This is a genomic window from Oryzibacter oryziterrae, from assembly GCF_021864535.1.
Classification (GTDB): domain Bacteria; phylum Pseudomonadota; class Alphaproteobacteria; order Rhizobiales; family Pleomorphomonadaceae; genus Pleomorphomonas; species Pleomorphomonas oryziterrae.
On the sequence record NZ_JAKJIC010000011.1, the window covers coordinates 147,242 to 161,007 of the forward strand.

6 protein-coding genes are annotated in these 13,766 nt (G+C 63.5%); 2 read left to right on the plus strand and 4 right to left on the minus strand.

All coding sequences use genetic code 11. The features are described from left to right. The first annotated feature begins 239 nt into the window (after nt 1-239). Nucleotides 240-2,696, plus strand: a complete 2,457-nt coding sequence (locus tag L2I41_RS13465) for a glycogen/starch/alpha-glucan phosphorylase (RefSeq protein WP_237154088.1) — start codon at nt 240-242, stop codon at nt 2,694-2,696. A 79-nt stretch (nt 2,697-2,775) separates the two neighbouring features. Here L2I41_RS13465 and L2I41_RS13470 read toward each other — a convergent pair whose 3' ends face one another. The 4 genes from L2I41_RS13470 to recJ form a co-directional block, all read right to left on the minus strand. Then, nucleotides 2,776-3,591 carry a carbohydrate ABC transporter permease gene (locus L2I41_RS13470; protein WP_237154089.1) on the minus strand — a complete coding sequence of 272 codons (816 nt, stop codon included), beginning with the start codon at nt 3,589-3,591 and terminating at the stop codon, nt 2,776-2,778. Continuing rightward, nucleotides 3,588-4,463: a carbohydrate ABC transporter permease gene (locus L2I41_RS13475; RefSeq protein ID WP_237154090.1), complete on the minus strand. Its 876-nt coding sequence runs from the start codon at nt 4,461-4,463 to the stop codon at nt 3,588-3,590. The genes L2I41_RS13470 and L2I41_RS13475 overlap by 4 nt, the downstream gene beginning before the upstream one ends. Nucleotides 4,464-4,642: 179 nt before the next feature. Next, nucleotides 4,643-10,147 (minus strand): alpha-2-macroglobulin family protein, encoded by a 5,505-nt coding sequence (locus L2I41_RS13480; protein WP_237154091.1) that lies wholly within the window; start codon nt 10,145-10,147, stop codon nt 4,643-4,645. A gap of 212 nt (nt 10,148-10,359) precedes the next feature. Then, on the minus strand, nt 10,360-12,177 hold the full coding sequence (gene recJ, locus L2I41_RS13485) for a single-stranded-DNA-specific exonuclease RecJ (RefSeq protein WP_237154092.1): 1,818 nt from the start codon (nt 12,175-12,177) through the stop codon (nt 10,360-10,362). Between the two features lie 253 nt (nt 12,178-12,430). On the opposite strand from recJ, the gene L2I41_RS13490 reads away from it, so the two are divergent. Further along, nucleotides 12,431-13,738, plus strand: coding sequence for an extracellular solute-binding protein (locus L2I41_RS13490; protein ID WP_237154093.1), 1,308 nt, complete (start codon nt 12,431-12,433; stop codon nt 13,736-13,738). Nucleotides 13,739-13,766: the final 28 nt, after the last annotated feature.

Genomic DNA, 13,766 nt, shown 5'->3' on the forward strand with positions numbered 1-13,766 from the left:
CGCCGAACATCATGCACTAGGCGCATAAATCACCTGCGATTTTTGCGTAAATTGCACGTGTGTGTCTTCTTGGATATGGACAGACGCTTTGCGTAAGGTCAAATCTCGCAGCACTGGCAAGCCATGAGTTCGTCGCCAGACGACTGTCATCCAGCCTGGCGCGATCGTTGACGCTGCCGTCGGGACCGTCCCCCGCAAGGATCGGTTTCCGCCACAGTGCGGTAAGACAAGAGATTTCGATGAACGCAACATCCAAGATCGAACCCATTACCGAGCCAGCCGTGCCGTCCCGCGAGCGCACTGCGGCCGCCCTCAAGGCGGCGATCCTTGAAAAGCTGACCTATTTTGTCGGCAAGGATCCCGGGCACGCCACGGAGAAGGATTGGAGCACAGCGCTTGCGCTCGCGGTGCGCGACTATGTGGTTGAACGCTGGTTCGAAGCCACGCGCGCCACCTATGACGGCCAGAAGAAGCGCGTCTACTATCTCTCCATGGAGTTCCTGATCGGCCGTCTCCTGAAGGACGCCATCGCCAATATCGGCCTTGAAGAGGCAGTGGCCGGCGCTTGCGAAGAGCTCGGCCTCAACCTCGAAGCTCATCTGCAGCAGGAGAGCGACGCCGCGCTCGGCAACGGTGGTCTCGGTCGTCTCGCCGCCTGCTTCATGGACTCCATGTCGACGCTCGGCGTGCCGGCGCATGGCTACGGCATCCGCTATGAGCACGGCCTGTTCCGCCAGCGCTTCCATGACGGCTGGCAGGTGGAAGAGCCGGAAGACTGGCTGGTATCCGGCCATGTCTGGGAGTTCGAGCGGGCTGAAGTCGCCTACCCCATCAAGTTTGGTGGCCACATCTCCTTCGACGGCCACGGCCGCACCTTCTGGCATGCCGAAGAGACGGTGAACGCCGTCGCCTATGACACGCCGATTCCCGGCTGGAAGGGGCGCCACGTCAACACGCTGCGCCTGTGGGCCTCGAAGCCCGTCGAGGTGCTCGACCTTGGTCGCTTCAATCATGGCGACTATGTCTCGGCCGCCGAGAAGACCATCCGCGCCGAGACGATCTCGCGCGTGCTCTATCCGGACGATACCACGCCGGAAGGCAAGGAGCTGCGGCTCAAGCAGGAGTATTTCTTCACCTCGGCCTCGCTGCAGGACATCCTGCGGCGCTTTCTGGCCAAGAATGACGACATTCGCGACCTGCCGAACCATATCGCTATCCAGATGAACGATACGCATCCGGCCATTGCCGTGGCCGAGTTGATGCGCATCCTCGCCGACGAGCATCGGCTGACCTTCCCCGATGCCTTCGACATCACCCGCCACTGCCTGCATTACACCAACCACACGCTGATGCCCGAAGCGCTGGAGCGCTGGAACACCGGCCTGTTCCGCAAGGTACTGCCGCGGCACATGCAGATCATCGAGTGGATCGATTACCATCACCTCGCCGAGGTGCAGGGCCGCAATCTGCCGATCAATCTCGACGCCATCCGCATCATCGAGTGGGGCAACGAGATCAAGATGGGCAGCCTCGCCTTCGTCGGTTCGCGCCGGGTGAATGGCGTGTCGGCGCTGCACACCGAGCTGATGAAGCAGACGGTGTTCAAGGACTTCCACACGCTCTACCCCGATCGCATCGTCAACCAGACCAACGGCATCACGCCGCGCCGCTGGCTCTACGAGTGCAATCCGGGCCTGCGCGCGCTGCTGCTGGAGTCCATCGGCGACAAGTGGGTCGACAATCTCGAGCTGATCGACGAGGCCTCGCAGTTCGCCACCGATGCGGCCTTCCGTGAGAAGTTCGCTGCCGCCAAGCGCGCCAACAAGATCCGTCTTGCCAAGGAAATCGAGACCCGCATCGGCCTCAAGGTGGATCCGTCCGCGCTGTTCGACATCCAGATCAAGCGCATCCACGAGTACAAGCGCCAGCTGCTGAACCTCCTGGAGACCATTGCGCTCTATCAGGCGATCCGCCGCACACCGGGTGCCGAGTGGACGCCGCGCGTCAAGGTGTTCGCCGGCAAGGCGGCGCCCGGCTATCACATGGCCAAGCTGATCATCAAGCTGGCCAACGACATTGCCAAGGTGATCAACGCCGACCCGATCGTCGGCGATCGGCTGAAGGTCGCGGTTCTGCCCAACTACAATGTGTCGCTGGCCGAAGTAATCATCCCCGCCGCCGATCTCAGCGAGCAGATCTCGACCGCGGGCATGGAAGCCTCGGGCACCGGCAACATGAAGCTGGCGCTCAACGGCGCGCTCACCATTGGCACGCTGGACGGCGCCAATGTGGAGATCGCCGAGCGGGTCGGGCCGGACAACATATACATCTTCGGCCTCACCGCCGACGACGTGGCCGGCATCCGCCAGCATGGCTACAATCCCGTTGCCACCATCGACAGCGACCCGACGCTGAAGGCGGTCATCGACGCCATGGTCAGCGGCACCTTCAGCGTTGACGACAGCCACCGCTTCCACGGTGTCGCCGACCGCCTGTGGCATACCGACTGGTTCCTGGTTACCGCCGACTTCCAGTCCTATTTCCAGGCCCAGCGCGCCGTCGACGTTGACTATCGCGACACCGATCGCTGGACGGAACGCTCGATCCTCAACACCACCAAGGTCGGCTGGTTCTCCTCCGACCGTACGATCCGCGGCTATGCCAAGGACGTGTGGAACGTCGAGCCCAAGTTCTGATCGGCAGGAAAAGACAGACAGAAAGGCCGGAGGCTCGATGCCTCCGGCCTTTTTCATTTGTACTGCGCGCCACCGCAAGTCACGTCCGGATGACGAAGCCCTTAGCGATGTGGTTGCGCACGAAATAGATCAGCGCCACGCTCGGTAAAAGGGAGAAGACCGTCATGGCCATGACGAGGCCCATGTCGGTCTGAAAGCCGAACAGGGCAGTGATGGCCATGGTGATCGGCTTGCCTGCTGTTACCGTGAGGATGCGCGCGAAGACCACTTCGACCCAGGAAAAGATGAAGCAGAAGAAGGCAGCGACGCCGACGCCCGGCGCGATGGCAGGCAGCAGTTGCTTCAGAAAGAAGGAGGGCAGCGAGTGGCCATCGATGAAGGCGGTCTCGTCGAACTCGCGCGGGATCGCCGAGATGAAGCTTTCCAGGATCCAGATGGCGATGGGGACGTTGAAGAGGCAATGCACCAGGGCAATGCCCAAAGGCGAGTTGACCAGTCCGAACTGGGCAAACAGCACGAAGATGGGCAGCGACAGCACCACCGGCGGGGTGATCCGGAAAGTCAGCAGCAGGAAGAAGAAGTGGCGGTCGCCGATGAAGGCGTAGCGTGAAAAGGCATAGGCGGCGGGCAGCGCCGTCAGAAGGCAGAGCGCCACGTTGAGACTGACGTAGACAAGCGAGTTGCCGATGGATGCCACCAGTTCCGGCGTGCGCGCGATGTTGAGATAGTTGATCAGGCTGAAGCTGCCTTCGGCGATGCCGTCGCGTGGGATCGTCGAAGTAAAGCTGATCAGCACCGCCTCGCCGAGCGGCAGCAGGATGAAGACCACAGCGGCGGCCAGGGCCAGCCAGAAGCCGAAGCCTTGGCGTGGCTGGGACGAAGTTGCCAGGCTCATGCGCGCACCTCCCCGGAGAAGGCGCGGCGCCGTTCGGTGGCGGTGCGGAAGGCCCAGGCGATCGTCAGGATGATCAGGAAGTAGACGATGGAACGGGCTGCGGCCGATCCATAGTTATAGGCCTTGATGTCCTCGCCGAGGTCCAGTGACAGGAAGGTGGTGGCGTTGTTGGGGCCGCCGGCATTGATGGTGAAGGCTTCGGTGTAGATCATGAAGCTGTCGACGAAGCGGAGCAGCAGTGCGATGGAGAGCACGCCACCGATCTTGGGCAGCTCGATATAGCGAAACACGGCCCAGCGCGACGCGCCGTCGATGGCCGCCGCCTGGTAGTAGGGACCGGGAATGCCGGACAGACCGGCATAGGTGAGGATGATCACCAGGCCGAGCCAGTGCCAGGTGTCCATCACCACGATCAGCGTCCAGGTATGCAGGGCGTTGAACTTGTAGTCGAAACCGGCGCCAAGCCAGGCAAGCGCCCTGCCGACCGGCCCCGTGTGCGCGTCGACCAGCGATAGCCAGAGCACGGGGATCATGTTCCAGGGCACCACAAGCGGCACGGCGAACAGCATCAGCATGCCCGTCCGCAGCCGGCCAGCGCGTTGCAGCAGCAGCGCCAGCGCGATGCCGAGCGGGATCTGGACGCTGAGGACGATCGCGGAAAACAACAGGCTGCGCGCGAGGCTGAGGCCAAAGCGGCTCGATCCGAAGATTTCTTCATACCATTGCGTACCGACCCAATAGGCCTGCTTCAGGATGAAGATATCGAAGAACGAATAGTTGAAGATGGTGACCAGCGGCACGATGCCGATGCAGAAGATGATCAGTCCGGCCGGGGCGACAAGGAGCCATCCCCTGTTGTTGTATACCCGCATGCCCTCCTCCCGCGCCGATCCTCCCGAAGGGCCATCCCCAAGCCCTCCCCTCGACGCCTGCGGACATCCTTGCAGATCCAGGATGCTTTAAAAAGATCGTCTCCGCATCAAATCTAGCAAAAATGCGTAGGGCGGACCCGAGGCCCGCCCTGCTGGTCGTTTCTATTTGAGGCCGGCGCTTACTGAAGCGCGCCGACGACCTCCACCTTGCCGGCGTCGGTGCGGGCCTGCTTTTCCGGACGGTACATGTCGACAAGCGTCGCGGCCGGCAGGTTGAAGCTGCCGGGGGCGATGGCGCGGGCCATGTAAGCGAACTGGAACTGCGAGGTGTTGCCTGACAGGTCGACGGCGGCGGTGAAGCGGTCCGTGCGGTATTCCACATGGGCCGCGCTGTCGAGCGTGCTCAGCCAGTCGAGACCACTGACGTCGCCCGAACGCACCAGCGACGGATTGTCGATGGCAAAGCCAGCGGGCAGCGGATCGTCGATCATCAGGTGAGCCCAGGCGCTTTCGGTCGAGGTGACGTCGAGCACCACCACCATGCGCTGACCGAGCGGCACCGCGGCCGGGTCGATCTGGTTGCCTTCCAGGTCATAGAAGGTGCGGCTCAGGCTGTAGCCGTTGCCGCCGGCCGGATCGGGCTTGACCGGCACGCCCTGCACGGTGATGCGGGCGTTGACGGCCGTGGAGCCGGCATTGGCCACCACCACGTCGGACGAGGCGAGCTTGCCGGCGCCGTAGCTGGCGGTGAACACGCCTTCATGCTTTTCGCCGCTGACATCGAGGACCGGCTTCAGGCCGTCCTTGAGCATGGCGTTGGCGGCCAGCAGCATCCAGGCCTGTTCCTGCGTCGAGGTGTAGCTGCTGTCCTTGTAGAGCTGGCCGACCTGCCGGCTGAGATCCTCGAAGTCGACGGACGTCAGGCGGGATTCGGAGGCCAGCGCCAGGATGGCAGCGCTGTCGCGCAGGTCGGAGCCGTAGTCGGTGCGCCAGCTGCGGGCCTTGTCCGGATGATCGGCCAGGAGGCCGAGGGCCGAACGGAACACGTTCGAAGCGCCCTGCGCGTCACCATAGAGAGCCAGAGCGGCGCCCAGCTGCGCGCGCGCCAGCGGCGTGCCGAAGCTGTCGAGCTTGGTCTCGGCGTAGTAACGCAGATCACCGATGGACGCGCGGCCATTGCGGGCCAGCACATAGAGGCCATAGGCCACGTCCTCGCCGCCGTTGGTGAAGTCGGAGGCATAGGCGACGCGGTTCTTCAGGTTGGTCACCGCCAGATCGAAGGCGACCGGCGGAACGTCGTAGCTCTTCTCCTTGGCGCGGGTCAGGAAGTCGGTGACGAAGGCGTCGAGCCACAGATCCTGCGACTCGCCCGGCGACCACAGGCCGAAGGAGCCGTCCGAACCCTGGTTGACCAGGACGCGTTCGATGGCGCCCTGCACGCGATCGCGCACCGGCTCTTCCGAACTGAGACCGGCGGCGAGGATGACGTCGTCCAGATAGACGAGCGGCAGCGCGCGGCTGGTGGTCTGCTCGGTGCAGCCATAGGGGTATTTGTCGAGTTCATGGACGAGACCCGGCAAATCGATGCCCGCCACCGTGCCGACCGTCACCGTCGCATAGCCGGTGCCGGGCTGCATGTCGGCGAGGAGATCGCCGTTGAGCGTGATCTTGCCGGAACCCGGCTTCAGCGACACGTCGGAGACGCGCACGACCGGCGGCTCGTTGTTGCGCACGCCGAGCGTCAGCGTCTTGGTGAGCACCGTGCCGTCCGGCCCGGTGAGCGAAGCGGTGATGGTCTCATCGCCGACCGCCTTGCCGGAGATCGGAATCAGCACCTCCGCCTTGCCCTTGTCGGCAAGCTCGATGGTCTTGTGGGCGAGCTTGTCGTCCACTTCCACCAGCGAACCGGCAGCGGTGACGTCCAGCTTGAAGGCGCCGCTCGGACCCTGCACATGCGTCAGGTTCAGCTGCAGGCGCGACCGGTCGCCGGGCGCGAGGAAGTTCGGCAGCGAGGCCTGGATCACCACGGGGTCGCGCACCAATACATCGCGTGAGCCGTGACCGACGCCGGTCTTCGACCAGGCGATCGCCATCACCTTCACGGTGCCGTTGAAGTCCGGCATCTTGAAGGACGCATGCACCATGCCGTCGGCACCTGCCTTGGTGACGCCCTGATAGAAGGCGACGAGGCGTTCGGTCGGCGGCGGTCCAAGCAGCTTGGAAATGCCACCGCCGTCACCGCCGGTGCGCACCTGACCGAGGGCACCGATGGTGGTGTCGATCAGCTGACCATAAACGTCGCGGAACTCCATGCCGAGCTGACGCTGGGCGAAATACCAGTCCTCCGGAGCCGGAGGCGCGAACTGGGTGAGATTGAGGATGCCCACGTCGACGGCAGCCACCGTCACATAGGCGTCTTCGCCAGCGCGAACGCCGTCCACCTTCACGTCGACCTTGAGATCGTTCTGCGGCCGCATTTCCATGGGCGCGTCGATGTTGACGCCGAGCAGACGATCGCCCGGATCGACGGTGGCCCAGGTAAGGCCGATGGCCCGCGAGGGCATGCGCTTGGCCTGCATGTCGAGCGGACGCAGCAGCATGGCCGAAACGTAGGCGCCGGGGCCCCATTCAGACGTAACCGGCAGTTCGACGCTGGCGCCGCCCTCAGCCACTTCCACCGTCTTCATGGTGATCAAGCGGTCGTCGACCACCGACACCACGGCCACGCCGCCGAACTTGGACTCAAGGTGAGCCGTCAGCGTGTCGCCGATCTTGTAGCGCGGCTTGTCGAGCGAGACCTTGAGCAGGTCCGGCGTGTCCTCTGCCGTCACCGGCACATACCAGCCGGCTTCGAAGGTGGTGGAGACAGGAACAAGCTCGTCGTCGGCATCGGCCACGTCGAGCTCATACTCACCCCACTTCACCGGAGCCTCGATCTTGGCCGGCGCGTCGGCGGTCACGTCGACGGTACCTTCCGCAACCTTCTCCGTCGACTTGACGGCATGATAGTCCCACGAACCGTCCTGGCGGTACCACTGATAGGAGGTGGTGACGCGCGACAGGGTCCAGTTCAGCTTCTCAGCTGCAGTGGGGTTGTTGTCGCCGTCAAGCGCCATCACGTCGAAGCGGGCGTTGCCGTTCTCGTCCACCATGTTGTCGGCGAACTGCGGCTTGATGCCGATGCGCGTGCGCCCATCGGAGACCGGCATGGTCATCCGGCGCTCCACCGGGCGACCGTTGGTGTCGAGCACACGAATATGCACCGCCGCCTGCAGCGGGCGCGTGGTCTCCGACACATCCGGCGTCACCAGCGTCACGGTGGCGGTGCCGTCTTCGGCGGTGCCGTCGGACTGCACATTCTCGGCAATGGGCGTGAACTCATCGTCGGCAAGGCCGAAGCGATAGCCAGGAGCCGTGGGGATGCTTTCGGCCGGGGTCACATAGACCTCGCCCTCGATGGCGAGATTGGCCGCCGGAGAACCATAGAGCCAGTCGGCCTTCAGGGTCGCGTCAACAGACTCGCCCGAATGCAGCACCTTGGCATCCGTCTTGACCGTGAAGTCGATGCGTTCGGGCTGGAAGTCCTCGACACGCCAGGACGTCTCGGCAATCGACTCGCCCTTGGGGTCGGTATAGGCGGCGACGCGCCAGGTGCCGCGCTGGGCCTCACCAGGCAGATCGAAGGACAGCGACCGGCCGCCGGCGCCCTGATCGTCGACCACGCGGCGCAGGAACTCGTTGCCGTCGGGACGGCTGACCACCAGCGTCAGCGGCACCTGATCGGTGGCCGCAGCTGCCGCGTCACGCGCCAGTGCCGTGAGGTTCACCGTCTCGCCGGGGCGATAGACGCCGCGTTCGGAGGTGACGAACACGTCCACCGGCTTGGGAGGCGCCCTGCCCTCCACGCCGCGGTCGGAGAGATCGAAGGCGGCCTTGTTGAGGTCGATGAAGGCGAAGTCTTCGTCCTTGCCCATGGCAAGCAGCACGGCGGGAGCCTCGCCACCGGTCCCCTTGATCAGGCCGGCGTCGAAATGGGCATAGCCGTTGTCGTCTGTGGTGGCCTTGCCAAGGATGTCATTGTTGGTGGCCAGCAGCGTCAGCTCGACACCGGAGATGGCCTTGGCGGTCGACAGCGAACGGATGACGGCATGCAGGCCATCGTTGCCGCTCATGGTGGACAGGCCGTAGTCCGACACCACGAACCACTGGGTGGCACCGACGTCATACTCGTCCTTGCTGGCCGCATCGCGCGCGGTCAGCGCATAGACACCGGGCTCCAGCTTCTTGACCAGCTCACCCACGGGAATGGCGGTGACCACTTCCTTGTTGGTGTCGCGCTTGACCGAAACCGTCCCCTTCCAGATCTCCTTGCCTTGCTTGGAGGTGATCTCGTCAACGTCCCATGAGCCGAGCTGGCTCAGAAAACGCTCCTCGCCGATGAGGTTGACCAGATTGCGGTCGCCAACCTTCAGAACCTGGGCGTCCAGCGTATCAACGTTGACGGAGGCAATGGGAATGGTTGCGTCCGGCCCCTTGGGCAGCACGTAGCCCTTGCCCATGAAGTGCATGGACGCATCACGATCGCGGACATAGATGTCGAGCTCGACGGTCTTGAGCAGGCTCTCTTCCGTGTCGAGCGCCGGCAGGCCCTGGCGAACCGTCACATGGTAGCGATTGCCGAACTGCACGCCGACGGCGCATAGCTGGTCGGCCGAGGCTTCGATATCCAACTGGTCCCCGCCTTCCACCGACATGTAGCTGGTGATGTTGGGATCGGAGGAGTTGATCGACTGGGAGAACTGTACGCAGATGCGCGGCGTCGCCGACTCCGTGTCGACCGAATTGTCGGTGACGCGGAAGCCGTGTTCGGCCACCCATTTCTCATAGGCTTTGCGCCAGGCGTCATCGTCCTGCAGCGACAAGCGGTAGCGGGTGGTCTTGATGGCGAAATCCCACAGCTCGCGCGTCACGAAGCTGTTGGCGAGGGAGTTGAGTGCTTCAACCTGCGCATCGACCGTGGTGGCGCGGGTATAGGCGTTGATGGCCGCACCGGTGGATTCGGTGACCATCTTGTCGCGGACATTATAGTCGTTGGACTGAACGAGAATGGCCTGATCGGAGAACTTGGACCAGAGCGAGCCGTTCTCCGGATCGAGAGCCAGCGCCTTGCGCAGCGCATTGGCAGCGTCCAGGTTGTTGCCGGCGTCTATGGCCTTGTCGGCAGCGGCATTGAGCTTGTCGAGCTTTTCCTTGACGGCCTGACTGGTCACGTCACCGAAGAGCTGGCGGGCGGCGTCGATGTAATCCTGCGGCACGAACTCGATTTCGGAGAGGCGGGTATCCTCCACATTGACATCGGGCTCGTCGGTTTCAACGATCTTGCCAGAGGTAGCACCGGCGAACTTGCGCAGATCACCGATCTCGGACTTCTTGAAGCACCAGCGCGCCTTGCTGTTGTAGGTGAAGCCGACGCACTCCTTGTCGTCGACGCACGCCTTTTGGCAATCCTCAAGGCTGACGTCCTTCACGGTGCCGAGATCGCGGCCGAAATAGTCGGCACCCTCGGTGATCACCGCCTTGCGCTGCCCCGCCTCCACGCTCGCCACACCACCAAAGGCAGCAAAGGCAAGCGAAGACAGCAGCACGACGCGCGCGAGACGCCCGGTCCACTTCAAATTCAACATTGTGAAAGCTCCCGCCAACATGGACTTCCGGCGGTTCCATCCCCCGGGACGCGCGGAATCCAGACAAACCAAAAAAACAAATCAGCAAACGATTGGTCGCGAGCTTATCGGCAAAGCCGGGGAGCCGCAACCCGAATGAAAATCGCTGCAAACAAGGTATCACCGCGATCATGGCAATTCGAGGACGTGGTTCAACGCGTCCCAAAACGCGGTCAAAGTCCCCGCCCCACGGGGGCAGCATCCACCACGCGCAGCTGCACCCTCGGCTCACCCTGCCAGTGATCCAGTCCGAGATGGCCGGCTATATGGACCGGGGCACCACGCGACTTCATCAGGAAATCGCCGAGCGGCTGGTCGGCAGCGCGGAAGGCCATGGCCTTGAGTTTGCCGCCGTTGGCAGAGGCGATGGTGAGACGCAGATGGTTCTGCCCGACCACATCAGCGTAGATCACCTTGTGCGCCGGGAAGACGAACAACGGCTCGGGCTGGGCCGAACCGAAGGGGCCGACGCGCTCCATGGTCTCGATCAGCTGCACCGTTGCACCGTCGGCGGTCAGGGCGCCGTCCACTTCCAGGGCTTCGGCGGCGCGGGCGGCGGCGACACCGCTTTCCACCTGCGTTTCAGCATAGGCGCGGAACTCGGCGATGCGGCCAGTTTCGATGGTGAGGCCAGCCGCCATGCTGTGACCGCCACCCTTGACCAGCAGCCCCATGTCGACGGCCGCGCGGACGACCGATCCCAGGTCGACGCCCGGGATGGAGCGACCGGAGCCAGCGCCCTTGCCGTCTTCGCCAATTGCAATGGCAAAGGCGGGGCAGCGATAGCGTTCCTTGAGGCGCGCCGACACCAGGCCGACAATACCGGGATGCCAGTCGCTGGACGCCGCCACAATGATCGATGGTGCCCGCCCGCCGATTTCAACGGCCACCATGGCTTCCGCCTGGTCGAGCGCTTCGGCCTCCAGCACCTGGCGTTCGCGGTTGAGGCGATCAAGTTCGACAGCGATGCGCCCGGCTTCGACGGGATCGTCCATCGCCAGCAGCCTGGCGCCCAGGGCCGAGTCGCCGATGCGGCCCCCGGCATTGATCCGCGGCCCCAGCATGAAACCGAGGTGATAGGGGGTCGGCGGGCCACTGAGCTTCACCACGTCGGCCAAAGCCGCAAGCCCTCGATTGGTGCGCGCCTTCATGACGTGCAGTCCGCGCGTCACGAAAGCCCGGTTGAGAGCGATGAGCGGGACGACGTCGCACACCGTACCCAACGCCACGAGGTCGAGCAGCGCGAGGAGATCGGGCTCTGTTACATGTGCGAACAAACCGCGACGTCTGAGCTCGCGATTGAGCGCCACGAGCGACATAAACGTGACACCCACGGCAGCGATGTAACCCAGGCCCGAGAGATCGTCCTGGCGGTTGGGATTGACCAGAGACACAGTCGGTGGCAGCTCGACACCTGCCTGATGGTGGTCGAGCGTGACGACGTCGAGACCCAAACGGCGAGCTTCTTCAAAGGCTTCGAAACTCGACGTGCCGCAGTCGAGCGTCACCAGCAGCGTGGCTCCCGCTGCGGCCAGCTCCCCAACGGCGCGCGGGTTCGGCCCGTAACCGTCGGCCAGACGGTCGGGGATGTAGACATTCGGCTTCAGCCCCAAGGCCTTGAGATATCTTGTGAAAATCGCAACCGACGTGGCGCCGTCAACGTCATAGTCCCCAAAGACGGCGATCTGTTCTCCCCGCTTCACCGCATCGGCAATCCTGCCGGCCGCCGCCTCCATCCCCGTCAGCACAAAAGGGTCTGGCATCAAGGACTTAAGTGACGGATTGAGGTAGGCTTCCGCTTCTTCGGCCGCCACATCCCGCGCCGCCAGAAGGCGGGCGACAATGTCGGGAAGCCCGGTTTTCTGGGCAATCTGCCGGGCCAATGCCGCCCGCCGCTCACCGAGGCGATCGCGCCAGGGGCGGCCGAGCGCGGACTTGTCCACACCCAGAACGGATCTGACGGGATCTGGGGCGATAGCGTTGGGCTGCATGATGCCTCTGGCGGTAACTGACACTGACCGTCCATATCCCAGCCGCGCGAATCCGGCAAATGCGCCGGCACATTACCCCTTCGTATTGTGGAGTGGAGGCGGTTTATCCGGCTCAGCTTTGCGTGTACCCGCTCCCTGCCCTTCCGCTTTCCGGGTGCAGGCATTGATAATTCTGTCATGTTTCCTTTGCGCAAGTGTCATGCAGCGCCACTATCCCTGCCCCATCGTTTTCTCTGACCCTGGGATAGCCCGTATGATCAAGCGCTTGGTTTCCTTCAGCATTTCGCTCGCTCTTCTGTCCAACACGGCTCTTGCCGCCACCGAGATCACCTGGTGGCACGGCATGGGCGGCAAGCTCGGCGACGTCGTCAACGAAATCGCCAACCGCTACAACGCCTCGCAGGCCGACTGCCACCTGACTCCGGCTTTCAAGGGCACCTATGAAGAGACGCTGACGGCCGGCATCGCCGCCTTCCGCGCCGGCGAACAACCGAACATCCTGCAGGTGTTCGACGCCGGTTCGGCCACGATCATCAACGCCAAGGGTGCCGTCATCCCGGCGCAGGACCTGCTGGAGCAGGAAGGCGTGAAGCTCAATCCGGACGACTATATCGACGGCGTGCGCAACTTCTACGCCGACGCCTCGGGCAAGTTCATCGGCATGCCCTTCAACTCGTCGTCGCCGATCATGTATTTCAACAAGGAAGCCCTGGCCAAGGCTGGCGTCGAGCCGCCGAAGACCTGGGAAGAGTTTGAAGCGATTGCGCCGAAGCTCAAGGACGCCGGCTATGTGCCGCTGGTGCAGTCGCACATGCCCTGGATCTTCGTCGAGAACTTCTTCTCGCGCAACAACGTCCAGTTTGCCAGCAATGACAATGGCTACAAGGGTGCCGAGGGTACCAAGATCCTGATCAACACGCCCGAGATCAAGATGCACTGGACCCATGTGAAGGACTGGAAGGACAAGGGCTGGTTCGGCTTCTACGGCGTGCCCGGCCCGGACAACCAGAAGCCCTTCGAAGAAGGCAAGGTCGCCCTGTTCCTCGCCTCGTCGGGCGCCTTTGGCGGTCTCGCCAAGACGGCCAGCATGCCCTTCGGCTCGACCTTCCTGCCCTATTGGGGTTCGATCAAGGGCGCCGGCGTCCACAGCTTCATCGGTGGCGCTGCCCTGTTTGCCATGTCGGGCAAGGCGGCTGCCGAGAACGCCTGCACCGCCAAGTTCTTCTCCTTCCTGACCTCGCCGGAAATCCAGTATTACTGGCACAAGGAAACCGGCTACGTTCCGGTGACCAAGGCGGCCTATGAGCTGGCCAAGGCCGACGGCTACTATGCCAAGACCCCCGACGCCGAGACCGGCATCAAGCAGCTGTCGCTGCCGGGTGCCGAGTGGGACAAGGGCTATCGCATGGGCTTCTACGTCCAGATCCGCGACGTGATGAACCGCGAGTTCGTCAAGCTGCTCAACGGCGACGAGAGCGTCGACGCTGCCTTTGCGACCATCGAGACGGACTCCAACGCCCTGCTCGAGAAGTTCGCCAAGACCACCGCTGCCAGCAACTGAGGCCGATAGGTTCGGGGTCGTCAAAGGC